Source organism: Pantoea sp. Seng (assembly GCF_009829935.1).
In the GTDB taxonomy this organism is placed as follows: domain Bacteria; phylum Pseudomonadota; class Gammaproteobacteria; order Enterobacterales; family Enterobacteriaceae; genus Pantoea; species Pantoea communis.
The window spans coordinates 114,584-138,711 of sequence record NZ_SZZV01000006.1 but is presented as its reverse complement, the minus strand read 5'-3'; the positions used below and the strand labels follow the sequence as shown (position 1 = coordinate 138,711).

General features: G+C 51.3%; 21 protein-coding genes, 2 pseudogenes and 1 riboswitch. Of the genes and pseudogenes, 12 read left to right on the top strand and 11 right to left on the bottom strand.

Going from position 1 to position 24,128, the window contains the following annotated elements:
• The first annotated feature begins 53 nt into the window (after positions 1 to 53).
• Entirely contained in the window at positions 54 to 779 is a 726-nt protein-coding gene (locus tag FD737_RS07990; RefSeq protein ID WP_160833202.1) for an SDR family oxidoreductase, read from the top strand.
• Positions 780 to 914: 135 nt separating this feature from the next.
• Here the strand turns inward: FD737_RS07990 and FD737_RS07985 are convergent, their stop codons facing one another.
• A complete protein-coding gene (locus tag FD737_RS07985) occupies positions 915 to 2,027 on the bottom strand; it encodes an alkene reductase (RefSeq protein ID WP_160833201.1) in 1,113 nt (370 codons plus the stop codon).
• A 260-nt stretch (positions 2,028 to 2,287) separates the two neighbouring features.
• Here FD737_RS07985 and FD737_RS07980 point away from each other — a divergent pair, with 260 nt between their 5' ends.
• The 5 genes and pseudogenes from FD737_RS07980 to FD737_RS07960 all read left to right on the top strand — a co-directional run bounded on the left by FD737_RS07980 (position 2,288) and on the right by FD737_RS07960 (position 5,011).
• Positions 2,288 to 2,545 (top strand): hypothetical protein, encoded by a 258-nt coding sequence (locus FD737_RS07980; protein WP_034822590.1) that lies wholly within the window; start codon positions 2,288 to 2,290, stop codon positions 2,543 to 2,545.
• A 361-nt stretch (positions 2,546 to 2,906) separates the two neighbouring features.
• Positions 2,907 to 3,194, top strand: coding sequence for a hypothetical protein (locus FD737_RS07975; protein ID WP_097117724.1), 288 nt, complete (start codon positions 2,907 to 2,909; stop codon positions 3,192 to 3,194).
• Positions 3,191 to 3,772 (top strand): annotated as a pseudogene (locus FD737_RS07970) (inorganic phosphate transporter); the annotation flags it as partial. The gene FD737_RS07975 and the pseudogene FD737_RS07970, both read left to right, overlap by 4 nt.
• 25 nt (positions 3,773 to 3,797) lie before the next feature.
• Entirely contained in the window at positions 3,798 to 4,706 is a 909-nt protein-coding gene (ppk2, locus tag FD737_RS07965) for a polyphosphate kinase 2 (RefSeq protein ID WP_160833199.1), read from the top strand.
• A 38-nt stretch (positions 4,707 to 4,744) separates the two neighbouring features.
• On the top strand, positions 4,745 to 5,011 hold the full coding sequence (locus FD737_RS07960) for a DksA/TraR family C4-type zinc finger protein (protein ID WP_097117722.1): 267 nt from the start codon (positions 4,745 to 4,747) through the stop codon (positions 5,009 to 5,011).
• Between the two features lie 126 nt (positions 5,012 to 5,137).
• Here the strand turns inward: FD737_RS07960 and FD737_RS07955 are convergent, their stop codons facing one another.
• Both FD737_RS07955 and fhuE read right to left on the bottom strand, forming a co-directional pair.
• Positions 5,138 to 6,871, bottom strand: coding sequence for an ABC transporter ATP-binding protein (locus FD737_RS07955; protein WP_160833198.1), 1,734 nt, complete (start codon positions 6,869 to 6,871; stop codon positions 5,138 to 5,140).
• A gap of 213 nt (positions 6,872 to 7,084) precedes the next feature.
• Positions 7,085 to 9,304: a ferric-rhodotorulic acid/ferric-coprogen receptor FhuE gene (gene fhuE / locus FD737_RS07950; protein ID WP_160833197.1), complete on the bottom strand. Its 2,220-nt coding sequence runs from the start codon at positions 9,302 to 9,304 to the stop codon at positions 7,085 to 7,087.
• A 456-nt stretch (positions 9,305 to 9,760) separates the two neighbouring features.
• On the opposite strand from fhuE, the gene FD737_RS07945 reads away from it, so the two are divergent.
• Positions 9,761 to 10,204 carry a GNAT family N-acetyltransferase gene (locus FD737_RS07945; protein WP_370523042.1) on the top strand — a complete coding sequence of 148 codons (444 nt, stop codon included), beginning with the start codon at positions 9,761 to 9,763 and terminating at the stop codon, positions 10,202 to 10,204.
• A 393-nt stretch (positions 10,205 to 10,597) separates the two neighbouring features.
• Here FD737_RS07945 and FD737_RS07940 read toward each other — a convergent pair whose 3' ends face one another.
• Both FD737_RS07940 and FD737_RS07935 read right to left on the bottom strand, forming a co-directional pair.
• Positions 10,598 to 10,879 carry a hypothetical protein gene (locus FD737_RS07940; protein ID WP_160833196.1) on the bottom strand — a complete coding sequence of 94 codons (282 nt, stop codon included), beginning with the start codon at positions 10,877 to 10,879 and terminating at the stop codon, positions 10,598 to 10,600.
• Positions 10,880 to 11,274: 395 nt separating this feature from the next.
• A pseudogene (locus FD737_RS07935) lies at positions 11,275 to 12,383 on the bottom strand (IS3 family transposase).
• Between the two features lie 228 nt (positions 12,384 to 12,611).
• Between FD737_RS07935 and hisN the strand changes: the two are divergent.
• From hisN to FD737_RS07920, 3 genes are all read left to right on the top strand, one after another.
• A complete protein-coding gene (hisN, locus tag FD737_RS07930) occupies positions 12,612 to 13,409 on the top strand; it encodes a histidinol-phosphatase (RefSeq protein ID WP_160833195.1) in 798 nt (265 codons plus the stop codon).
• 13 nt (positions 13,410 to 13,422) lie between these two features.
• Positions 13,423 to 14,559, top strand: coding sequence for an MFS transporter (locus FD737_RS07925; protein ID WP_160833194.1), 1,137 nt, complete (start codon positions 13,423 to 13,425; stop codon positions 14,557 to 14,559).
• 246 nt (positions 14,560 to 14,805) lie between these two features.
• Entirely contained in the window at positions 14,806 to 15,606 is an 801-nt protein-coding gene (locus tag FD737_RS07920; RefSeq protein ID WP_097117934.1) for an HAD-IIB family hydrolase, read from the top strand.
• Between the two features lie 18 nt (positions 15,607 to 15,624).
• Here the strand turns inward: FD737_RS07920 and FD737_RS07915 are convergent, their stop codons facing one another.
• Positions 15,625 to 16,389, bottom strand: coding sequence for a DeoR/GlpR family DNA-binding transcription regulator (locus FD737_RS07915; protein ID WP_097117933.1), 765 nt, complete (start codon positions 16,387 to 16,389; stop codon positions 15,625 to 15,627).
• A gap of 45 nt (positions 16,390 to 16,434) precedes the next feature.
• On the opposite strand from FD737_RS07915, the gene FD737_RS07910 reads away from it, so the two are divergent.
• Positions 16,435 to 16,860: a LysE family transporter gene (locus FD737_RS07910; protein ID WP_097117716.1), complete on the top strand. Its 426-nt coding sequence runs from the start codon at positions 16,435 to 16,437 to the stop codon at positions 16,858 to 16,860.
• 569 nt (positions 16,861 to 17,429) lie between these two features.
• Here the strand turns inward: FD737_RS07910 and FD737_RS07905 are convergent.
• From FD737_RS07905 to FD737_RS07885, 5 genes are all read right to left on the bottom strand, one after another.
• Complete coding sequence (locus FD737_RS07905) at positions 17,430 to 17,720, bottom strand: Bor family protein (RefSeq protein WP_160833193.1); 291 nt, start codon at positions 17,718 to 17,720, stop codon at positions 17,430 to 17,432.
• A 456-nt stretch (positions 17,721 to 18,176) separates the two neighbouring features.
• Complete coding sequence (locus FD737_RS07900; protein WP_160833192.1) at positions 18,177 to 19,118, bottom strand: alpha/beta fold hydrolase; 942 nt, start codon at positions 19,116 to 19,118, stop codon at positions 18,177 to 18,179.
• Between the two features lie 104 nt (positions 19,119 to 19,222).
• Positions 19,223 to 19,990: a 3-oxoacyl-ACP reductase gene (locus tag FD737_RS07895; RefSeq protein WP_097117712.1), complete on the bottom strand. Its 768-nt coding sequence runs from the start codon at positions 19,988 to 19,990 to the stop codon at positions 19,223 to 19,225.
• Between the two features lie 26 nt (positions 19,991 to 20,016).
• Positions 20,017 to 21,468 (bottom strand): acyl-CoA reductase, encoded by a 1,452-nt coding sequence (locus tag FD737_RS07890; RefSeq protein WP_160833191.1) that lies wholly within the window; start codon positions 21,466 to 21,468, stop codon positions 20,017 to 20,019.
• The gene (locus FD737_RS07885) at positions 21,465 to 22,547 is read right to left on the bottom strand and encodes an AMP-binding protein (protein WP_058960749.1); all 1,083 of its coding nucleotides are present in this window, start codon (positions 22,545 to 22,547) and stop codon (positions 21,465 to 21,467) included. The genes FD737_RS07890 and FD737_RS07885 overlap by 4 nt, the downstream gene beginning before the upstream one ends.
• 98 nt (positions 22,548 to 22,645) lie before the next feature.
• Positions 22,646 to 22,774: riboswitch (TPP riboswitch) on the bottom strand.
• Between the two features lie 947 nt (positions 22,775 to 23,721).
• Between FD737_RS07885 and FD737_RS07880 the strand changes: the two genes are divergently transcribed.
• Positions 23,722 to 24,036, top strand: coding sequence for a hypothetical protein (locus FD737_RS07880; protein ID WP_153012301.1), 315 nt, complete (start codon positions 23,722 to 23,724; stop codon positions 24,034 to 24,036).
• Positions 24,037 to 24,128 lie beyond the last annotated feature (92 nt).

The following is a 24,128-nucleotide window of genomic DNA, read 5'->3' as shown; positions in this document are numbered from 1 at the left end:
TCTCCGGCGCAGACATCTGCGCCGGTTTTTGTCGTTAAACGCAGGAGTAAAATATGCAACCGCAAAGAACATTTTTGATTACCGGTGCCAGCAAAGGGATTGGCCTGGCTTTATCCCAGCGTCTGGCTGATGCAGGCCATCTCGTGATCGGTATTGCACGACATCAGCCTGAGCAAAGCTTCCCGGGACACTTTGTCTCACTCGACCTCGCAGATACGCTCGCAACAAAACAGAAGCTGGAGCAAATCAATGCGGAGTTCGATGTAGATGGCATCATTAACAATGTCGGTTTAGTACGTCCGCAATGGTTACCCGAAGTCTCGACGGCAACGCTGGATGAAGTATTACGCGTCAACTTGCATCCTGCCCTGTTAGCAGTGCAAACCGCCTTACCCGGTATGCAAGCCCGTGGCTGGGGAAGAGTCATCAATATTGCTAGCCTGACGGTCCTCGGCGTTCCGCAGCGCACGTCCTATGCTGCTGCAAAGGCAGCTTTGATCAGCTTTACACGTAGCTGGGCGCTGGAACTGGCGACTCAGGGGATTACCGTAAACGCTGTTGCCCCCGGCCCGACAGAGACAGAACTGTTTCGAGCTAGCAACGCACCAGGCAGTGAGGGTGAACAACGTTATCTGGATAGCGTACCCATGAAGCGTTTTGGCAAACCGGAGGAGATTGCCGCCACTATTCAGTTCCTGTTATCTGAGGACGCGGGCTTTATGACCGGACAAACACTGTATGTTGATGGCGGTGCTTCTGTAGGGGTTTCTCAGATTTAAGACGTATTAGCCAGTGCGGAACCGCACTGGCTTGATAGTGGTTTTAGAGCCTGGAGAAAGGTGATTGAGGCGAGCGTTTATTGATCGAGGCAAAAGCGGCCAGACGGCCGCTCTTATAAAGATTAACTCGCCTTGCTACTGCGCATAGGCAGGAAAATCCGTATAGCCTTTAGCATCTCCACCGAAAAATGCGTCACGCTGATAGTGAGCTAACGGATAGCCATGTTGGATCCTTGCAGGTAAATCGGGATTCGAGGTAAACAAACGACCAAATGCGATCAAGTCTGCCTCACCCGCTTCGAGCATTTTCTCCCCCGCCTCAGGTTTAAAGCCTCCCGCCGCGATAAGGGGGCCATGGTAAAACTCGCGCAGATGTCGGCTGGCTACCGGTTCCTCATAATGCCCGCCTTCCCTGTCTTCCGGTCCGACAATGCGCGGCTCAATAATGTGCAGATACGCCAGCGCCATATCATTGAGCTTGTCGGCCAAATAGCTGAACGTCGCTGCCGGGTCACTATCATGCATATCACCATAAATGCCACTTGGAGAAATTCGGACGCTAACCCGTCCCGGTCCATACACTTCCGTCAGAGCTGCCACCACCTCCAGTAAAAAGCGCGCCCGATTAGCCAGGCTTCCACCCCAGCTGTCCTGACGTTTATTGCTGCCATCCAGCAGAAATTGTTCCGGTAAGTACCCGTTAGCAGCATGCAGCTCAACTCCGTCAAAACCCGCCGACTTTGCCCTTATCGCAGCCTGTCGATACGCTTCAATAAGTTGTGGAATTTCTTCTTCTTGCAATTCACGTGGTTCAGGGAACAACTTTCCTTCATAAATACCATCGGCATTCTTGCCCACGCCGTAGGTCTCTCGCGCAGTCAAAGCCGAAGGTGCAACCGGCTGGTAACCTTCTGACAGTTCTGGCAATGACTGACGCCCTGGGTGCCACAATTGCAGCACTATCTGACCGCCCTGCTTATGCACCGCATCAACCACCTGCTTCCATCCCGCCTGTTGAGCGTCATTGAAAATGCCCGGCGCATCGGCATAGGCATTCGCATGGGGCGAAATCGCGGTGGCTTCCGCAATCAGCAACCCACCGGGACTGGTGCGCTGTCGATAATACTCAACCATCAACTGACCCGGCACGCCGCCATTTTCACTGCGCATACGGGTTGTCGGTGCCATCACGACACGATGCTGATGACGTAATTGTCCGGCAGTAATAGGCGTAAATAGTGTGTTCATTTGTCGCTCTCTCATTGAATGATGGGAGAAGCATAAACAGGCCCATACCCGGCAGAAATACGTCCAGCCGCATAACCGCTATGCTATGGAGGAATGGGCTTGATATTAAATGCCCCGCAATACTCTTAAAGCGATTAAGAAAATTATCGGATAAGCGAACCGCAACAATTTAATATTCACTTGTTCAGCATGATTATTCTGCACATAAAGGACAGAGCGGTTTACACTGGCAGGCCACCATTCAGGAAGAAGAGGTCATTGTGCTGTCGAAGATCCCCGATTATGAAACCGATCGCGAAGGCTATCTGGAGTTCATGACCCGCAGTAACGCGCTGCGCATGGAGCTACTGATTTTGTCGGAAAAGTTTGTTGAGGTGCACGGCTCTTATGAAGCGGGCATGGCGGAACTCGGAGAATGGCTACTTAATTATGCCGATAATGCCATGATTCAGAAGTTAAGTTCCGGCCCCATCAGCAAAGAATGGTTGTTTGATGAGTTGAAAAGACGCCACAAATAGTCGTCTGGTTCTATAAGTTAACGCCAACATTAACGCAGGGTCTTCAACCTTAGATCTCATTAGCACGGTAATGATCTCCTGCTGTAAATGTAATCTATAGTAATCAGTCAAACCACAATGTGACAAATTTATGGCAGAAATAAAACTCAAACTGGCGAATCCGCCGCTGCGAAAGAATCAAATAACCTATTGTTTTTAATGATAAAAAAAACAAATATCGATTTTATTGCATCTCAAAAATTTCATTTATATGACTAAATTTTGACAGTTCCGTCATAAAACTTTCATAAATTTTCTATATGTTAGCCGCACATATCGTTGTGCTTATGCTGCTTTAGCGATCTATAGGAAATTTTCACTAATGAGTGATTACGTTACGCCTCAGACTTTACATGTTGCCGCTTCACCGCTGTCTTCCGCGATTCAACTCCCTGCAAAAAACAGTAAGAAACCGCTTTTCCTGTTCGGCATGGTTTTACTCGCCGGCATTCTCTTTGCGGGAACGCAATTAATCGGTGATATCCAACAAACCGGGGTCACATTTAGCAGTGTGCTACCGCTGATGCTCCTGGGGTTTGCCTTGTTAGCGGCATTGGGTTTCGAGTTCGTCAATGGTTTCCATGACACGGCCAACGCGATACGACGGTGATCGCCGCGCTGGCTCAGGTCAGTGGCAACATCGGCGCCACGCTGAAGCAATATGGCGCGTTGCAGACAATCCCCGCCGATCAGAAACCTGCCGTGCGTAATGAGATGTATCTGGCAGCTGAAACCATCAAACGTCTGCAAGCCGATCACTCGCTGATTTTTCCATCTGCCACCCAGCAAAATCTGCAGGCGCTGAAAACCGCGCTGAACGGTGCAACGCAATTTATCCCGACCTGGGTCAAAGTCGCGGTGGCACTGGCTTTGGGATTAGGCACCATGGTCGGCTGGCGTCGTATTGTCACCACGCTGGGTGAGAAAATCGGCAAAAGCCAGCTTAACTATGCACAAGGCATCAGTGCGCAGATGGTGGCGATGGGCACCATTGGCGCAGCGGATGCCTTTGGTCTTCCGGTCTCAACCACACACGTGCTCTCTTCAGGGATTGCGGGCACCATGGCCGCCAATCGCAGCGGCTTACAGTTCGGTACGCTGCGCAATATGGTCTTGGCCTGGGTGCTCACCTTGCCTGCCGCCGCGCTGCTCTCTGCCGCCCTCTACTGGATCATGACTTCACTGTAACGCTCGCTTCGACAGGGATAAGACGATGTCTGCACACGAAATAAATAACAACAATATGTTTGATGCGCGCTTTTTACAGGAATTCTATGACAGCTATGACGAATCGCTGGATATGGAGTTAGCGGATTTTGGTCTGGCGGCCAATAACGATCCGCAGGAGATGGCGTGGCGTCGCCGCTATTTTATGGAGTTACTGCATCTTCAGGGCGAATTGGTGAAGCTGCAAAACTGGGTGATTCGCACCGGCCATCGACTGGTGGTGATTTTTGAAGGCCGCGACGCGGCATGCAAAGGCGGCGTGATTAAACGCATCATGCAGCGACTCAATCCGCGCTATTGCCGCGTGGCGGCACTGCCCGCACCAAATGAACGTGAGCGCACGCAGTGGTATTTTCAACGTTACGTCTCTCATCTGCCGTCAGCGGGAGAGATCGTGTTGTTCGACCGCAGCTGGTACAACCGCGCGGGCGTCGAAAAGGTGATGGGATTTTGCAGCGATGCGGAGTACGAAGAGTTCTTCCACAGCACGCCAGAGTTTGAACGCATGCTGGTGCGCAGCGGCATTCAGATCGTGAAATACTGGATCTCCATCACCGATGAAGAGCAGGAAATGCGTTTCCTCAGCCGCATCCATGACCCGCTGAAGCAGTGGAAGCTGAGTCCGATGGATTTGGAAAGCCGTCGCCGCTGGGAGGATTACACCGCCGCCAAAGAGATGATGCTGGAGCGCACCAACATTTCTGAGGCGCCATGGTGGGTGGTGCAAGGCGTTGATAAGAAGAAAGCGCGTCTGAACTGTATTTCCCATCTCTTGCAACAGGTGCCGTATGAAGCCGCAGATGGCGAGCAGATTTCATTACCTTCCCGCATTCATCATGAAAATTATGCCCGTCACCCGGTGCCGCAGAGCATGATCGTGCCTGATAGCTACTGAACTATACTTTGACCAGTCGATGAATATCTGGAGGGATTATGGCAGGCGGCTGGTCTGAAGATGGTGCAGTGCAAAAGCAGATTGATGCGACCGTGGATGATGCGATTGCGCGCGCCAGGAGTCACCTCAACCACGGCGAAAGTGCAGCGTATTGCGACGAGTGCGGGGAACCGATTCCCGAAGCGCGTCGCAGCGCGTTGCCTGGGGTGCGTTACTGCGTGAAGTGCCAAACTGCGTTAGATAAACAAGAAGCCAGCCACAGCGGGTATAACCGCCGTGGCAGCAAAGATAGTCAGTTACGGTAGGTTTGATGCCTTGAGATAAATCTGCGCCTGGAAGTAATTGCAGACCTGATATTACAGGCGAAAAGAGACCCGTAACGCAGAACCAGACAAAGGCTACAGCTGTAGCCTTATAGAGTAAATAGCGGCTTAAATAGCTTCCGCAATCACCGACTTAAACTGGGCATGCCACATGGCATAGAATTTACCCTGAGTTTTGATCAGTGATTCAAACGTCCCGTCTTCAATGACTTTGCCTCCCGCCATGACAACGATTCTGTCAAATTCTTTAATATTACCCAGTCGGTGAGTCACAGCAATCACCGTGGTGGTTAGAGAAAGGATCTCATCAAACAGTCGGTGTTCTGTTTCCGGATCAAGTGAGGATGAGAACTCATCGAATATAAACAGGCTGGCTTTTCTGTAGAGCGCACGCGCTATCGCCAGTCTCTGCCACTGGCCAATCGACAACTCATCGCCACCAAATTGCTTGCCCAGCCGGGTGTCCTGCGGATAAGGGAATTCGACAGTGTTCAGTAACGCCTCAAGTTTCGCATGCTGGGTCTCCGCATCGTAATGGCTAAGTGCGATGTTTTCCCCGACTGAAAATTCATATTTACCGTAATCCTGAAATACAGTGGCAATTTGCGTACGGTATTGCTCAATATCCAGCGATTCAATCGATTTCCCAGATACGGATATCGATCCCTCGTTAAAGGCATACATGCGTAACATCAGTTTGATAAGGGTGGTTTTACCGCTACCGTTGTCTCCGAGAATAGCGACCTTTTCACCGGGTAATATTCTCAGAGTGATATTATTGAGCGCGTTCTGCTCCCGGCCTTCATAACGGAAACTGAGATTATCGATATTGATTGAGAATGGGCTGTTACCGGCTAGCATCTCCTCGCCATTTTTTACCGACTCGATCTCATCCGTCATGAAAGCGTGGTAGCGATTAAAAAAACCGCTCATGGAGGTTAAATTTCCGCCGTAATTTGCTATCTCATCCAGGTGTGACTTCATCATCACAATCGACTGGAACACCATAACCAGCGCACCTACCGCGATCTCACTGCTGCGCAGGTTGCTCAGGAAAAGATAGACCCCGGCGAAAAGCATCATCAGGCTAAGTATCATTGCAGGCACTGGCGTAATCAGTGCGCGCAAGCGCTGTTGATGCATGCGTTTGTAGGTGTTGGTGGCTGAGTCCGTAAATTTTTTTAACAGATAGCGACCCAACCCATACAACCTGATTTCCTGCAGAAAACTTTTATCCATACTGACGCCATAGGCATAGCGCATCGCAATGGCATCTTTGGAATTTTTAAAAAGCTCCTTGAGGTATTTTCGCTGTATGCGGATATTAATAATTATCATGGGTATGGCGGAGAGTGCACAAATGGCAGCACCGATACCTGAATAAGTAATCAATACCAGCAATAGACTTGCGGCCATAACGGTCGCTCTGAAGGCGTAAATAATGCAGATAATAAAGTTCAGCGGACGATACGCCGCTTCGTTTTTAAGAAATTCCAGCTGCTCATATCGTTCTTTGTTATCAAAGATGCTTAGCGTGGTGGACTCATTCATACGCTGCATAATATTGGCGCTGAAATAATGGGTGGAAATTTCCGTCACATCTCCTCTGATAAGATTGACCAGCGGCTCCATGAGTTGCATGCCCAATAAGGACACACACCAAACACCAATACTTAGCATAAGCGCACTGTCGCTGATTTGTGGCGCGTGGAGCATATTAATGATTTGCCCTGTCATGAACACGTTAAGTGCCGGAACTAATCCCTGGAGAAGTATGATTGCGGTAAGTGTGGAAATACGAATCGGACAAGATGCAAAGACGTACCTGATTGCCAATAACACTGACTGCCTCCCTTGTTGCAGTTGGAATGGATCATGTTTGTCGCAAGCAATCATAGTTGAGAATGACATTCATTTACAGTTGAGTTGCGCTTTGTTCTCCTTTCGTACATCTCGTCGCGACACATCACCCGAATAATTAGACTCTGTTCTGATTATTCGGGCGCTGAAAGTCTTCGTTAAATGAGTGGCCCCCATTAGCGGGGCCAGTAAACATCAGAAGCTGTAATTCACGCTGACCGAATAGTTTCGTGGCTCGTTGAATGCCACACCGCCTGACGGATTGGTGTTGTATTCACGATCGAACAGGTTTTTGATGTTGCCCTGTACCGATAGCTCTCTCGTCACCTGATAACGGGCAAAGAGGTTCGCCAGCGGATAACTTCCCTGATAAATGCGCTCGGTTTCACCTGACGGATTGGTTGCTTCCTTGTAAGTGCGGTTCTGCCAGTTAATACCGCCACCCACAGTAAGAAGAGGCATAAACGGCAGGTTATAGCTGGTGAAGAGCTTCAGGCTGGTCTGCGGCATGTAAGGGTTGGTACGATCGCCATCGGCGTCCTTCGCCACATAGCGCGTGGCACCAAATGTCACCTTAAGGTTATCAGTCACCGCACCGTTGATTTCGAAATCAACCCCGCGGCTAACCACGCCTTTAGATGCTCTGTAAGCATTTTCGCTGCTGTTGTTCACATAGGTGTTGCTCTGAATCTGACCCAGGTTGTCCTGCTCAATGCGGAACACTGAAAGGCTCGCCGTGATGCGGCTGTTGTCCCAGTCCCCTTTGATCCCCGCTTCGTAATCTTTACCGGTCACGGGCTTCAGGTAGTTACCCTGCTGATCACGATAGGTCTGCGGCTGGAAGATCGAGGTATAGCTCGCAAACGCAGAGTAGTTTTCGTTGATGTCATAAACCAGACCGCCGTATGGCGTGAGGTTGTTTTTCTCCATGTCAGCCGACGTGCCGTGCGCGCTGTACTGGGTATAACGTGCGCCAACGATCAGGGATAGCGGATCGGCTAACGAGAATCGCGCCGCGGCATAGCCCGATTTCTGACGGATGGTATCTTCTGACGATAGCGCCCACGCTGGCCAGTCTGGTTCTGCCACATCACCGTTCCAACTGTTCAGATCACCGAGTTGAGCAGGCGACATAATTGAGGAAGAGTACAGATAGCGGTTGCGCTGACGGCTGTAATCTACCCCGGCAACCAGCTGATGCTGACGCCCGAATAGCTCAAAGGGTCCGCTGGCATAGGCGTCAACCGCAGTTTGGGTGCGCAGGCCTTTGTACCACCCCGCAAAGCCGTACCCGCTGCTGTCCAGAATGCCGGTGGTCTGGTCAGGATAGCCGGTGACGTAAAGCAGCTTGCTGTCAAAATCGGACTCCGTATGCGATCCATTAACGCGGACCTGCCAGCCGTTGTCGAAGTTTGTAGTCAGGTTGGCGAACACCTTACGCGACAGAATGTTGTAATGCGTCCAGTCAGCTGACGGGTTCGCGCTGCGGTCGTATTGAATGCGGTTGCCGTTGCTATACCAGGTTGGCAAACCGCCCCACGTCGGGCCATCGGTGTCGCGAGATTGGTAATCGTATCCCAGATCCAGCGTGGTGTTATCGGTGATATCTGCCGCAACGGTGGCGTAAAGGAACTTCTTACGCTTGTGGTAGCGGTCAACCCAACTGTCCTGATCCTGATATCCCGTGACCACGCGTCCGCGCAGCGTGCCAGAGTCATTCAGCGGCCCGGACAGATCTGCAACATAGCGCTGGTTGTCCCAGCTTCCGTAGCTCGCGGAGAGATTACCGGCGAAGGTTTTGCTGTCTGCCTTTTTGCGGATCATGTTGATAGCCGCGCCCGGGTTACCCGTACCGGTCATCAATCCCGTTGAGCCGCGAACCACATCAATGCGCTCATAAATGGCAGAGTCGCCGTCGGTTTCACCGAAGTTCCAGGCACCTGTCTGAGTAGAAGGGATATCGTCGTAGGTGTAATTGTTGACGTAGAAACCACGGGAGTAGAAATCCACGCGTTCGGAGTCATTCTGTGATGCTGAGATGCCCGTGACATTCGCCAGAGCGTCACCCACGTTCTGAAGGTTCTGGTCTTTAATGCGCTGCTGGGTGAGCACGCTGACCGACTGCGGAATATCCCGCTGCGTCAGGTTCAGTTTAGTCCCGGCGCGCGTAGCCGGAACGGTATAGGACTGAGCCGGATCTGAACCCGTACCACCGCTGGTATCGGCGGTGACCACCAGCGACTGTTCTTTGCTGGTATTCACCGGTGCGGCAACGCTGTCTGCCGCGCTGGCAGCATTAATACTGACGGCATTCGCAATACAAAGCGTCAATAATGAAAAACAAAACGTCTTACTAACCCCTGACGCACCCGGTATGGCTCTGGCATGATGGCCCGCAACCCTCTTGAAAGACATGCAAATACCTCATCATTTTAATGTTTATGCTTTTAGCTGGCCTGTTATCAATGCGCCTCAAAAGAGAGCGGATAAACGCAGGTAAATCGGCAAATTGAATCCAGCATAGTAAATACAAATGAGATTGATTTCTATTATTATTATCTTTATTGGATTAGTAGATTTTCTTTGTTTCACCTTAAGCGGCCTGTTAAGCATGCTTCACGACCTGTTTTAATAAAGTTAGTAACGGACAGGTTTCCGTGCCGTTCGCCATAACATCCCAGCAGAAAGGTAAGAAATGTGCCCTTCGTGGTTAGACGAAGGTTTGAGAGGAGCAGGAGGGAGCAAAAAAAAGTTTTTAGTGGGAATGGCGGCTGCGTGCCAAAAGCGAACAAATTTACGCCATACGGTGACAAATAATTCCACACAGCTATCATGGCTATACAATGTCAATTTATGGACTATAAGATCATGATAAATATGGAAGTGGGTACCCCAATTGATTACCCGATCTTACTGAAGGTCTGGGAATCATCCGTACGTGCTACGCATGATTTTTTACAGGAGCAGGATATCCAGGCGCTACGCCCCCTTATACTGCATACGTATCTGCCTGGCCTGACTATTACGCTCGCGCGCCTGAGCTGTGACCATTCGATCGTGGGCTTTACTGGGGTAAGCGAAAATCGTATTGAAATGCTCTTTGTAGATGCAGATCAACGCGGTAAGGGCATCGGGAAACGACTTCTGCTGCAAGCTACCAACGAGCAGAGTGCTGATGAACTTGATGTAAACGAACAGAATATTCAGGCTATTAGCTTTTATAAAAAACGTGGTTTTGAAATTGTTGGTCGTTCTGAAGTTGACGGTCAGGGCAAGCCATATCCTTTGTTGCATATGAAGCTACGGGGAACATAATCTTCACATAAAAATCAAGTCTGCTCTTCGCTCACTGCTGTCCTTGGGCTTGACTAAGAATATGGTTTGCCAGAATCAGTCGTTCAACCAGCAATGCCTTAATTGCTAGATCAACCGCGTTTGTTTACGTCAGTTACATGCTCACTCCACAGCTAACCAAAGGACTTAGCCCAGGCAGGTTCATCACCGCAGCGCGCTTAAGCGACGTAAAAAACGTGGCTGCAGCTGAACGACGACTACGTTCCTGACGTGACACTGGCTTCATTTTCCCGTTACGGGGTGCCAGCACGGTTGGCTGGCTGAGAGCTGACTCCGCAATAAATTCAATGGGACACGTTGAACGGAGACATATCGCTTGCGGGCCCGTTATGCGTGGAGGCCGTAAAGTCCAGATCAGCCGGTTTCGCCGCGCAGCCGGTGACGATAATGTTTCAGGACGACGTGTGTCACAATCTGACCGTACACAAAGCCGCCCAGCCTGGCCAAAACTACGATGCCGGCAATACCAAAAAAATACGATCCTACGTAGCCGAAGGCCCCACAGATGGCGAGTCCCGCCCAAGTCTGCCAGTGACGGAAAGCTGATTTATATGCGCTCCGCCACCTTGTTCCGCGCTCCCACAGGGTTAGGCCGGCCAGTTCGGGAATGCTTTTAAGGGTCCAGTAGATTTTCACGTGCTCTCCTTTCACAATTGGTTAAATGATAATAATTATCACCTTCGTGTCAATTTTTACCCACCCACACCCATTCCTGCCCCAAAACCCAATTATTGCTATCCCAAACGACGGAAGAATAGTTCCTGTGCGGACGATTGACGTGAATGGGATCTTAAATTGCACCCAGTGAGCAGTAAGGTTGGGAGTTCAAAGAATTTGGATAAAGAAGTGATCGTGAAAATTGGAAATTCAGCAGATACCTGAATCAAACAACGTTTTACTGCCTGACCTTTTATTTACCATCGGACCCACGCCCACTGGCCCGAAATGCATTCTTATACGGTTCAGCGAAGCTTAACGGAGGTTGACCCTGACCCCGAATATGATCCATGCATAATCAGGAATAACCGGCTTCAGGTTGGTTGCTTATTCTGGCAACCGGCAGATTTTTCGGCGAATTCGAATGGGGTCATCCAGCCCAGCGCAGAATGGGGACGACTCTGGTTATAGTGTATGCGCCAGGCCTCGATTTTGCACCGGGCATCCTCCATGGACATAAACCAGTTCTCGTTCAGGCACTCCTGACGCAACCTGCCGTTGAATGATTCCACCGTGGCATTATCCGTGAGCGTACCTGGCCGTGAGAAGTCAATCCGGATATCACGTTCGTACACCCACTTATCCAGCATTTTTCCCGCAAATTCAGAGCCATTGTCTGTTTTCAGGAGCTGTGGTAACGGACGTCTCAACGCGATGATATTCAGCATTTCAGCCACTTCTGAAGAGCGCAGGTTCTGGCCTACGCAGATCCCCAGACATTCGCGCGTGTAGAGATCGATTACCGTCAGAAGGCGAAGCCGGCGACCGTCAAACAGCGCATCGGAGACAAAGTCCATCCCCCATACGTGATTGGGATACAGCCCCTGCGGCTGTGGCTGACGTTTCAGCGCAGATTTATTGCGACGGGGGCGTTTCAGCCGCAGCGATAATCCCTGCTCGCGGTAAAGCCGGTAAATACGCTTGTGATTATCGCGCCAGCCTTCCCGTTTCAGCATGACGTGAACCCTGCGGTAGCCATAGTGGACGCGGGTTTCGGTTATTTCCCTGATGCGCAGCCGCAGTGCGCTGTCGTCAGCCGCAACTGAGCGGTAACGGTATGAACTGCGGCTGATCTTAAGCGCGAAGCAGACCTGTCTTTCACTGGCACCGTAGCGGGTCTGCAAGTCCCTGACCCATTCGCGCAGGCGTGCCAGCGTCAGCTCTTTTTTGCCAGAACGTCCTGCAGCATGGCCTTGTCGAGGCTCAGATCGGCAACCAGCTTCTTCAGGCGTAGGTTTTCCTCCTCGAGCTACCGCATATGCTTCAGTTCTGAAGGAGAAATCCCGCCGTAATTTTTTCGCCAGGTGTAGAACGTGGCATCGGAGATGCCCAGCTTGCAGCAGACTTCCGGTACGGGCGTACCCAGCTCAGCCTGCTTCAGGGCAAAGACAATCTGCTCTTCGGTGAATCGTGACTTTTTCATCGGCACAACCTCCGCTCAGGGGAGTCATTATCATGCCGGAATTCTGTTTCTGAATGGAGCAGGATTTCGGGTCAGGGTCAGGGTCAGGGTCAGGGTCAGCACTAACACACTAACTGTCATACAAGACAGTTAGGAAAGCTTGCCAAATCGATCTTGATCGATCACAAAATTGCATAATCGAGCATAATATATCATTATCACTCCTCATTTCATGCTGAGGAATTGCTAATGAGCCTTGAACTTCCAGCGACCAGTTTCCTGCACGAACTTGCTGACGCCGCTGAAAAAAGAACCCTTGAGGGTTATCTAAATAACCATGTCATTGATATTGAAACCAAGCCCAAGGACGGCTTTCGGTTTGATCCTGTCACCAGCGTTGACCGCGAAACTGAACGAGTTCTCAGGGACATTATCTCGGAGCGTTTCCCCGAGCACGCCATACTTGGCGAGGAATTTGGTGAAAGCGGCAGGAGTAACCTGCAATGGGTTATTGACCCTATTGATGGTACGCGGCCATTTCTGTGCGGCCTGCCTGTATGGGGCTGCCTGATTGGTTTACTCGAAAACGGCAGAGCCGTTATGGGGATGATGAGTCAGCCTTATACTGGCGACAGATTCTGGTCTGACGGACAGCAGTCATGGTTCTCCGGGCGCTTCGGAAAAAAGGTCATTAAAACCCGCCAGACGCGTGAACTTCACCAGGCGATAGTACATACAACCTCTCCGGAGTCGGTAGCTCTGTATGAAAGGAATAATTTTAGTGAACTCTGCGATCAAGTGCTGATGACCCGATACGGGGGAGAATGCTATGCCATGGCGATGCTTGCTGCAGGCCATATCGACATCTGCGTTGAATATTCACTTCAACCTTACGATATCGTACCGCTAATCCCGGTTATTGAGCAGGCCGGTGGGGTTGTCACAACGCTTGACGGGAAAAGGGCAGAGAACGGCGGTGCTATTTTAGCCAGCGCAAATTCTGTCCTGCACGAAAAAACGCTGACGCTGCTTAACAACCGGCGATAAAGGAAAGCCAGAGATGAACGAAAGACTCGCGACACGGATGATATTTTTTATCGCAGGCCTTGTGACTGCTGCCTGGGCCGTGATTGTGCCCTTTGCACGATTTAATACCGGCGTAGATGAGGGAGTGCTGGGCACATTACTGTTATGCCTTGGCTTTGGCGCGATGATGGCTATGCCGGTAACGGGTGCGCTGACATCCCGCTTTGGCTGCAGGGCGGTCATAGTCGCCGCCGTTGCTGTTATTATCCTTTCATTGCCTTTTCTGGCTTTTGTAAGCACGCCCCTGCTGCTAGGCGTCGCCCTGTTCATTTTTGGCATTGGCATCGGGGTAACCGACTGCGCCATGAACGTCCAGGCAATCCTTGTGGAAAAAAACGCGGACAGGCCGTTGATGTCAGGCTTTCATGGCATGTACAGCGCAGGAGGAATAGCCGGCGCCGGCGCCATGACAGGCTTACTCTCTCTGGGACTCAGTATCGTTTCTTCCACGCTTTTAATCCTGGCGGCGGTCTTTATGATTTTCCTGCTCAGCTACAGAAAGCTGCTCCCCTACGCTAATCCTGCTGAAGGACCGGCTTTTGCCGTGCCTAAAGGAACCGTACTGATACTGGGGCTTATCTGCTTCATCATCTTTATGGCTGAGGGAACTGTACTGGACTGGAGTGCAGTTTATCTTGTGGACAGCCGGGGCATTTCTTCATCGTTGGGCGGGCTCGGTTTTGCGGCGTTTGCCACAGCCATGACCGCAGGGAGGCTAGGTGGAGACTACATCGTTCAGCGGGCAGGCGCGCTTGTGGTCGTGGTAGCTGGTGCAGCCGCGGCCGTAGCGGGATTTCTGATAATCATTTACAGCACTCCGCTGCCGCTGCTGCTCTCCGGATATCTGCTTATCGGCATCGGCTGCGCGAATATCGTTCCGGTCATGTTCTCGCAGATTGGTAAACAGGACAGCATGCCTCAGATGGTGGCGGTTCCGGCTGTCACGACGCTGGGTTACATTGGCGTTCTTGCCGGCCCCGCCGTAATCGGGTATATCGCACATCACGCTTCGCTATCTCACGGTTTTGTTTTTGTCATTGCGTTGCTGCTGATGGCGCTGCTGCTTTCATTCAGTATTCGTCACCTGTTAAGGCCCGAGCGGCAGGCCTGATATTGACCGCAGAATTATCACTACCCTGCATCCAGGCCGCATGGCTTCGTGCAGGGCTCCCACCCTTTGAAAATGAATTATCATGTATTAAGAATCTGGCACCCCACCAAGTCATCATAAATTAACACAATGTCGCACATTCGAGCATGAGATGCTAAAGTCTATTTCGCAGCGTATCCGCTGCGTCAAAAGAATGCTGTCTGGTGTTGGCAGCGTAGTCATAATCTCTTGAATGAAGGTGGCATGATGATAAAGCTGGTTATCACTGATCTGGACGGCACTTTTCTCAACAGCCAGGGCGACTATGACAGAGCGTTATTTGCCGAAGTCAGGCAACTCATGGCAGACAAGAACGTGCAGTTTGCAGCCTGCACCGGCAAGCAGTGTGAGAGGGTCGAGGAACTGTTTGGCGAACTGAGTGAGGATATCTGGATCGTCGGCGACAGCGCAACGCGCATTAAATACAATGGCGGGTTTATGTTTCAGTTTTTAATCGCCAATGTCCTCGGACTTGCCATCATTAATACACTCAGAAACGTCAGCCAGAGCCATGTTGTTATTGCCTGTACGCCGGAAGGCGCGATCGTGCATGCTGACACGCCCCAGCGGCTGAAAGACAAAATAAGGCGATCCTACACGCGACTGACCGAAACCCACGACTTCAGTTCCGTGATAAGCGACTTTGTAAAAATCACGGTATTCGATGAAGAAGGAAACTGTCCCGCCACGCGCCCGCATCTCGCTCCCTTCGAAGAAGAAGTTTACATTGTGGTATCAGAGGCGGCATGGATTGATATTGCTGGTTACGGTATCCATAAAGGCACCACCGTCCGTAAGCTGCAGCAGATGCTGAACGTAACGGCAGAACAGACGATGGCTTTTGGGGACGGTTATAACGATATAGAGCTGCTGGAACAGGCCGGTTACAGCTTCGCCATGCGTAACGCTTTCGACGAGACCAAAGCGAAAGCGCGTTTTATCACCGGTACGAACGATGAGAACGCCGTTCTGGAAACGATAAAACGTATGCTCGCGCTTCAGAGTTAAGCCAGCATAGATTGTGTATTATTCTGCGACCAGCAGCTGCACGTTAATATGAGAAAATGACGACGGGTTCGTTGAGCTGCTGACCACAATAATATCGATGTCATCGCACGGTGCAACCTTGTAGCGCGCTACCTGAGGCATTTTATCTGCGATGACGGCCGCGACAATTTCATTACCCTGCTTCAGCAGTTCTTTTTTGAAACAGGCATCCTCATAGTACACTGCGGTCAGGCCGGCTTCAGGATCGAGGCCGCATACGCCAATGAAAATCTGGTCAAACAAAATGTCCCTGACCTGGCTAATCGGCTCAGCTCCCAGTACGCTTCCCGTCTGCGGATAAACCTTTCCTCCCAAAAGAATAAGCTCAATTTGATCACGGCCGCTAAGTGAAGCTGCAATCTGCGGCGAATTTGTGACAATGGTGAGAGACATCTGCGCCGGAATAAAATCAACCATTGAGAGGTACGTGGAACCCGCATCGATGAAAATGCATGTATCGGATCTGATTAGCCCGGCGCAGCACTGTGCAACATTTGCCTTCTCGTTAACGCTCTGCAGTACACGGGTATCGAAGCTGGCAGATTGTTTGAACTGGCTGACGGCACCGCCATAGACTTTTTTGCACACACCAAGCCTCGCCAGCTCCTGGAGATCCCTGCGTATGGTATGTTCAGACACACCTAACTGTCGGGCAATATCCGCCCCTACCACCCTGCCTGACTCTTCAAGTATGTTTCGGATCAATGCCTGCCGTTGCTCCGGAAATACATCGTAATCGCTCATGTTTTCGCCCTGAAATCGCATGATTTTCCATAAAGTAACATAATCATGCATTCATTGCTGGCAGCCCGCTGGAGTTTACACCTTGAGGTCATTGGTGTCAGGAACCACGCTGTTGATAAATCTAAGTACGGATTTGATAGCCTGTTTGGAAGAGAGCGAGTCTTTCAGATGCGCCTTGCGAATCCACAGTCCATCGATCAGCGCATGGACGTCAAAAGCCAGCCTGCCGGCATGCGCAATAGAATGCTGCTTCCGGTAGTCTCAGGCATGATTCTGGGATATTTAGTCATAACAATTGTCGTTGGGGCGGGCGTCGGAGCAATGGTATCCCGCGTGCCGTTATTCCTGACGGTGCTCACCTACGCCGGAGCGGCCTATCTACTGTGGCTAGGGGTGAGCGTAGTGTGTGATCGTCCGATTACTTCTTTAGCCATTTTATTAGGCATTAAACTGGTTTCGTACGCTGATTAAAGGGTTTGGCATAAGTGGGTTCAATCCGAATGCGCTATTATTTTTCCTGGGGCTTATGCCGCAGTTCACAAGCCGTTACGCGGGCTTCCTGCTGGTGCGCAAATTTTCTTTATGAGGCTAATACAGATATTCAACTGCGCAGTGATCTACAGTGCTGTTGGGATCGGCTCGAAAGCGATTCTGCGCACGAGGCCTGCGGCGGCGCGAAGAGTCAGCCAGTTCTCGGACATAGTCATGATTGTCATTGCCTTCCTGCTCATCGATGATCAGGTCACTATCGCTATGAAATAACAACATCAGAAATTTAAGATTCAACAGAGATCTGCTTCACGCCCTGAGACACTCGACAAGCTTTTATGGCTTCAGTCAGTCCGCTTTGTGCTGTGAGTTCAATGGCTCGATGCAACGCTATCCTTAATCAAGGGGGACGTTGCCTGAACTCGTTTCGAGTAACGTCGTCAACAGGCAAGCCGCGCAGCGGTACGACAGCAGAATTTAATAGTTACAATGAACTAATGCGATTAAATAACAGGCGCAAGATTAGGCCGGCGAGCCGGCCTGAGGCATTATCAGATGGCGCAATAAACGCGCGCTTCTCGTGGAGTGTAGATACCAAACGTCACCACACTCAGTAAGCCATTAACAAACGTCTGCTGAACTTCAACCCGACTAACTTTTTCCTGGCCGCCGCACACCTGCGCCGCATCAATGCTCTTACGCTGACCGATACCTGAAATAAAGAACGGCTGGCTGGTGGTTTTCGTCGCCGCGCCAACTTGATTCTGTTTCATTACGAAAGTCTGCTGCGCACAGCCGGTTAAACTCAGAGCCAACAACGCCGCAACACAAAGCTTGTTCATAAATATCCTTATCGCCTGAAATGAAAAAATAAATGCTGAGTGAAATCATCACTCAGCCAGCAATCAGGTTATCGACAACGAAAGCGGAAACATGAGAAAGAATTTCAAGTACGCCTAACGGATACGTTTTGCATAATAGTACAGCTATAAAAAAACCTGCACAGCAGGGGGCTTTTTATGTTTACCGCAGCGTTTCCGCTTAGCGAATCAAATGGTAGAAGAACTTTTTGACACCATCGAGAAAGCTTTTGAATGAGGACTGTTCTTCTCACCCGCCGCACCAACAAAGCTCTATTCCAGCTCACGAAGCAGCGACTTATGCTGCTCGCTCACAGCGGTTCTTTCCGTCTCATCCCCACATCTCTTTCACGTCAGACATGCATCCTACGCAATATCTCCGCCCTACACTCTAATGCACCGAAGCAACGGCCAATTCCGGCCGTTCCTCCCAAAATCTCATTCAATTTGTGGCTGCATCTGGCTAACATCGCCATTCAAAAACGACTCAACTGCTTCGGAAAATCGCTCAGGCTGATCGAGCATAACAAAGTGAAAACTGTTATCGATTCGTGTGAAGTGGATATCGGGTGCAGAAGCATAGGCTTGACGGTACATCGTATCCACGCTGGCTGCAGGTACGCCAAATACAGTGTCATACGCATATACGACCTCAATCGGCGCTTTAATGCGGCCAAGCTCAGGACGCAAATCGGTGATCATCACTTCATATACGGCATCGGCAATGGTTTTACGATCGGAATCAATTCCCGCAGCCACCAGTGCAGGCCTCACCGCCTCGGTCTTCGCTAAACGGGCGATGGATGCTTTCTGAAACTCCGTGAATTGCTCCGGCGACTGCCCCAAAATTAAATTTCGCGTCGCAGTGGCCTGCGGGGCGACCGTTTCGCTGGTCGCCGCTGGATTGAACATCAATGAATAGAACGGCAACGCATCAACGATCATCACGCGCCCCACCAGGTCAGGATGACGAGCAGCCAGCATCAATGCCATTTCTCCCCCAAGGGAATGGCCAATGATCGTCGGGGCTTTGATGTGCTGGACGTGAATATATGCAGCGATGGCGTCAACTGCCGGTGCCATGATTTTCCCGTCCGGGTTGGCAATGGCAGCCGTATTCGCGAAGCCTGCAAGCTCGATAAGATGAATGCGATGGTTCTTGCGTGATTTTGCAGATAAATCGGCCCAAACGTCGCGCGATGACGCCAGCCCCGGAATCAATATGACATCTGTTCCCGTTCCTTGCGTCTCCACGGAGATTCGCTGTGAGTTCGGATGTTCTGGAGGTACAGGCAATGGCTGAGCGGCAGACGCCGATACTAAGCTCGACGCCATTAAAAGCGTTCCACCGATGACGGCACGGATAGTTGCGGCATTCATTAAACCTCCCTGTTTATGTTAAGCGGCGTTAGCAAATTGATAAATCAGTGATCAGACTAACGCTAACCCATCGTGCTGCCAACAATATCAGCGTTCGGCCCCCGTCATCCCATCACCAACCCACCATCAACATACAGCGTTTGCCCGGTGACAAACTCGCTCCATTCTGAGGCTAAAAACATCACCGGACCGGCGACATCCACTGGCTCGGCAATTCGGCGCAGCGGCGTTTGTGCGGTGATAAAATCGCGCACGTCTTCTCGCGTCGCACTGCTGGCATCCGTGGGATAGACCAGACCCGGCGCAACACAGTTCACGCGAATCCCCAGCGGCCCCAGTTCAGCGGCGAGTGAACGGCTAAAGCCTATTAATGCGGATTTCGCCGTGACGTAATCGTGGTAAGGAACAGAGGGACGGGCCACCAGATCGCTGGAAAGATTGATAATGCTGCCGCGTGTGCGTGAGCGCATCAGCGGCAACGCAGCCTGGCAGACGTTGTAGGCCGCGCCGACGGCACCGTCAAACTGGCTTTGGTAGCCCTGCCATGAGGTTTCCCAAAAGCGCTGTCGATTATCAGTATCGAAAACATAGGGTGCGAAAGCATTGTTCACCACCGCATCCAGACGACCCGTGGTGTTAGCGATCTGCTCCATCATCACCGCTACCTGCTCTGCTGAGGTGACATCGGCTCGAATGGCGATGGCCGAACCGCCCAGTGCTTCACAGCTTTTTACCACTTCCATCGCTGCGGCTTCACTGCGCAGGTAGTTCACCACCACCAGCGCACCCTCAGCGGCGAAAGCCTGCGCGATAGCTGCACCAATACCCCGGCTCGCCCCCGTCACCAGAATCGTTTGATCAGCAAATTTCATCTCTTACCTCCTGTAAAAACGTGGATTCAATCCGCATAGGGCGCGAAGCGCTCAGCTGCAGTTTCAGCAGATGCCTCTATTTCCGTAAAAGTGACCAGATCCAGCAGGCTAAAGCGGCCATCGTGATGCCATCCGGCGGCAGGCGATGTCATGCTGCCAAAGGCAGTAATACGGCTGATACCGGCTTGCCCTAGCCGCGCGGCGAGAACAAACAGCTCGCGCGGAGTGGCCGCCACCGCCGCCGTTTGCAGATAAATTTTCTGCTGCGAAATCAATGCAATCGCATTCTCAATCTGATCAACGGCCACCACTTTAAGCGTGCGTCCGAGTGCCGACGGCATCAGAGCTTCGGGGCCATCAACTACCACCACCGACCAGCTGTCCGTTGGCTCGCCGAACAGGATGCGATCGTCCTGCAACGCGCGAATCTCTTCACGGCTGCGCCAGGTTGCCACGCTGTTCACTTCAGCCGAAGAGAGCGCGCGACGCGGGTATTTGCGCGCCAGCGCACAGAGTTCATGGGCGATGTACTCCGCGAATTCCTGCGGCGTAATGCGTCCGCCGCGTTCAACGAACAGCATTTGCGGTGAGTAACAGCCCGCCTGGTCATAGCGTATGACATCATAGGCCACGCGCTGCGCCAGATCGACGCCCTGCCTTGTATCCAGTGCCGAACGCCCCACCAGCCCCACGCTGATTTTATGGCCGTGCGGCAGAAAACGCGTGGTCACAGGCAGTTGCTGTTTGATTGCAGCCAGCGCGGCATTACCACCGTAAGCCATCACCACGTCAGGCTGGGTTAACCAGTGTTTTTCTGCTTCGGCTTCGCCGCCTTTCCACCACACTACCGCCAGGCATTCGCCAAGTTGGGGATCGATCTCAGCCAGCAGTTGTGCGAACCAGCCCGCCATCAGCGGTTCAGCACCGGGCAATTTGCCCACGCTGCCCGCTTTTACCAGTAATCCACAAATCAGACTCCACAGAGGTAGACCTGGCACATTTCCTGCCCAGATATGCATGAGCAGATCTGGGCCAAATGCCCGTGCGAAGCCGCCATTAGGTCGCGGCTGAAAATCATCCAACAGCTGTGGATCGTTAAAGTCCTCGGCTAAAAAGCGCTTGAGCTGCGGCTGTCGAAAAGTTTTGAGGTATCCGGTAAGCCCAAGGCGAATCATCTCAGCATCATAACCGGTGACAATCGGCAGCAGCATTTCGGCCTTGCGGCGCAGTGGATGGTTTCGATCCAGCAATCGCGCAATGGCCTCATCAATAATTGCGACGATCTTCGCCACGCTCAGCGTTGTGAGATAAGCGCGAGCGTGATCGCGCAGATGTGCGCTGAGAAGTGTAATTTGTGCCGGATTCAGATCGGGCACGTCGACATCCAGATGCTGGCCGTGATGGCTAAAACTCAGCGTGCGCCACTGCACCTCTTCAGGTGATAAACATCCCGGTAGATAACCCGCGACCTCTTTCACACTGCACCCTGCGCAGCAGCCAGGAACTCTTCCATCGACAGCGAACAGCCCTTCGCATCCGCTCCGGTGACCCGGCCCAGCAGATGGAAGCCGCCCGCCACTGCCCGGCCAGCATCCTCGGTCAGTAAGGCAGAAACTGAATTGAAGTGGGCCAGATCATGGTGCACCAGCACGCCCATCTCACCTTCCGGCACCTCTTCGCCCGTCAGCGGATTGACCACGCGGGTGCGGATCCAGTGCGGGCCGGATTTCACCGAGGGACAGGCAACGTTGCCATCGTCATAAAACTGGCTGCTCAGTTCGGTCATGCCGTACATGTTGATGCAGTGCGTGCGCGGCACGCCCAACGACGCACTGAGTTCGGCGTAAAACTGCTCGGCCTCAATCTCACGGGATTGTCCCTTAAATCCACCGGTATCCAAAATTCGGCTGCCAGCGGGTAATGCAAAATGTCGCCCCTGGCGCTGCAGTTCGTCGAGCAGATGGACAAAGCTGTAGCTCGCGCCCAGCAGCGCATAAGGTTCGCCCTGCGCTTCAGCCTGCTCCAACGCAGCAAACAGGCGATCCATCGCGATACCGCGGTCATCCAGCAGCACTTCGCTCTCGGCGGTGCCAAATTTTTCCACCGCTAACGTCAGGTAATGGGCCAGCGAAGAGTTGGGCAGCGCCCGATTATCAGGGAACAAAATGCCCATGCGAATCCGCTCTTCGCCCGCCATAAAGCGCTGGCGGAAATTCTGCATCATTGAGCATTTCCAGACATCGAGTGTCGGATGATAGCTGCGACCTTTCACCGTGCCGGTCGTACCGCTGGTCATAAACATCGCTTCGACGTCATCGGTGGCATGGCAGCTCAGCGTCAGATCCTTAAACGCAGTAATGGGAATCGCCGGGATGGCGCGCCAGTTTTTCACCGTAAAGGGTGTGCGGCCGCGTTGCATGGCGAAGCGGCGATAAGGGGTATTGTGTTCGAATTGATAAGCGAAGATGGCGAGCGCCAGGCGGTTAAAATCGTCGTCGGTTGTGTCCTGACGCTGAAGAAAGGTCAGCAAAGCGTCGATCAAAGCAGCTTCAGTCATATGCGGGTCCACCAGTTGCGATTGCGCGAAATTTCTCAGGCCGGGCCTGATGAGTAGAGTCTGTCCGCTACAAGCACAAAGATGGGATCAGGACGCAGTGTCGCCCTGTGTTCCGCTCCCTACGCCGGTATTAGCCGGATCAGGTTCGTAGGGTCACCACGTTGCCAACGCGAAAACGCTGGCGGGTAGAATCTCAGCCCGCTAACCGGGCACCCCCTGGAACAGGTCGCAGTCAATCAAAAGGCCGCTCAATAAAACCTCAATCAACTCACTGATTTTATTAAGCTTACTTTAAATCTACTGCAGACGGTCGTTAAAGGTTAAACCATTTGCTGTTTTAACACACTGATCTTTTTATCTGACCAGATGCACGACGAGCGTTTCAGCTTCGCGGTGATTCATTGATTAATGTGAATAGTCCTGCTGAATGAGTGAGCTGTGAGTTTTTATCATCAGATACTTCTGACCTCAGCATTAATGTAGGAAAAAATGTCATGAGAATGCCATAACTCTACCATTAACAAGTTATTAACCAGGATATTTGATGTACTTTGGCTTTAATGCCCGTTTTATTTGTTCGAGTCCCTCTTCAATAAATCTCACAGGATTTTTTTGTGATACGTAATATTCAGATTTTATCCCAACCATTATCAGATAATGACCCGGCGACATCGGCAATACACATCAATTCATTTCATCAAATAAACCAAAAATACTATTGATTTTCCGCTAGTTAGACCGGAGACTGTTTGTGAAGCACTTAAGGGAATTTAGAATGAAGACTTCCGCTAAGGTTGGAGCACTCAGTGCCCTGGTGATTATTTTGTCTGCGTCGGGTTATGAGGTATATTTGCGGAGCGTAGAAAACCAAAAAAGATGAAATAGCCTGTGTGACCGTTCACAGTCGTGATGCGGTTATTGCCGTAGAAAAAGATCTCCTCAATAAATCCGATACCGAGATGTTTGGGAAAAATAGAATCACCCTGGGCTCTCTTCTGGTCCACAATGAAGGCGTAGCAAAAAAATGGTACACGTATTATCGTTCCGTTTACTTTGGCGAGCCATCGTGGGCAAACTGAGTTTCAGGCCGTAGTGAGATGTTCAAATTTACAAGATATTGAATACGATAAACTTTAATGAGTCCATTGACTCACGCAGCAAACGGATAAAAACCATGTATAAGGCAACGAAATATTACGTCTGCGATCACGCCCGCAGGGGCTTGCTGTTGCATACCGCAGGATGTGAACAATTACCCGGTATCGATTCACGGGCGTTTATTGGCAGTATGTATAACCACAGCCAGGCATTAACCGTCGCCGCAGCGCAATATACGAATGTTCATTACTGCCCGTGCTGTATCACTGTGAATAAGACTACCGAGCCAGAAAAATCCAAGGCAGCTATGCCAGCACTGTGCAGGGCGACAAAACCAAAGAGAAAGAAACCGGTGAAGATTGTCGAACCCGTGCGACACTTTCCTCTCTGACTTGATGACAGCAAATGTCCTGCAACGTTTAAATCCCATCTTTTGGCTCGAAATCTACATGTATCGTCTTAAACACCGCCCGCCTCGCTGAC

What these genes read in the sequence shown, in the direction of transcription:
- FD737_RS07990 (WP_160833202.1), top strand. Translation starts at nt 54, where the DNA reads ATGCAACCGCAAAGAACATTTTTGATTACCGGTGCCAGCAAAGGGATT.
- FD737_RS07985 (WP_160833201.1), bottom strand. Translation starts at nt 2,027, where the DNA reads ATGAACACACTATTTACGCCTATTACTGCCGGACAATTACGTCATCAG.
- FD737_RS07975 (WP_097117724.1), top strand. Translation starts at nt 2,907, where the DNA reads ATGAGTGATTACGTTACGCCTCAGACTTTACATGTTGCCGCTTCACCG.
- ppk2 (WP_160833199.1), top strand. Translation starts at nt 3,798, where the DNA reads ATGTCTGCACACGAAATAAATAACAACAATATGTTTGATGCGCGCTTT.
- FD737_RS07960 (WP_097117722.1), top strand. Translation starts at nt 4,745, where the DNA reads ATGGCAGGCGGCTGGTCTGAAGATGGTGCAGTGCAAAAGCAGATTGAT.
- fhuE (WP_160833197.1), bottom strand. Translation starts at nt 9,304, where the DNA reads ATGTCTTTCAAGAGGGTTGCGGGCCATCATGCCAGAGCCATACCGGGT.
- hisN (WP_160833195.1), top strand. Translation starts at nt 12,612, where the DNA reads ATGAGCCTTGAACTTCCAGCGACCAGTTTCCTGCACGAACTTGCTGAC.
- FD737_RS07925 (WP_160833194.1), top strand. Translation starts at nt 13,423, where the DNA reads ATGAACGAAAGACTCGCGACACGGATGATATTTTTTATCGCAGGCCTT.
- FD737_RS07920 (WP_097117934.1), top strand. Translation starts at nt 14,806, where the DNA reads ATGATAAAGCTGGTTATCACTGATCTGGACGGCACTTTTCTCAACAGC.
- FD737_RS07915 (WP_097117933.1), bottom strand. Translation starts at nt 16,389, where the DNA reads ATGAGCGATTACGATGTATTTCCGGAGCAACGGCAGGCATTGATCCGA.
- FD737_RS07910 (WP_097117716.1), top strand. Translation starts at nt 16,435, where the DNA reads ATGCATTCATTGCTGGCAGCCCGCTGGAGTTTACACCTTGAGGTCATT.
- FD737_RS07905 (WP_160833193.1), bottom strand. Translation starts at nt 17,720, where the DNA reads ATGAACAAGCTTTGTGTTGCGGCGTTGTTGGCTCTGAGTTTAACCGGC.
- FD737_RS07900 (WP_160833192.1), bottom strand. Translation starts at nt 19,118, where the DNA reads ATGAATGCCGCAACTATCCGTGCCGTCATCGGTGGAACGCTTTTAATG.
- FD737_RS07895 (WP_097117712.1), bottom strand. Translation starts at nt 19,990, where the DNA reads ATGAAATTTGCTGATCAAACGATTCTGGTGACGGGGGCGAGCCGGGGT.
- FD737_RS07885 (WP_058960749.1), bottom strand. Translation starts at nt 22,547, where the DNA reads ATGACTGAAGCTGCTTTGATCGACGCTTTGCTGACCTTTCTTCAGCGT.
- FD737_RS07880 (WP_153012301.1), top strand. Translation starts at nt 23,722, where the DNA reads ATGTATAAGGCAACGAAATATTACGTCTGCGATCACGCCCGCAGGGGC.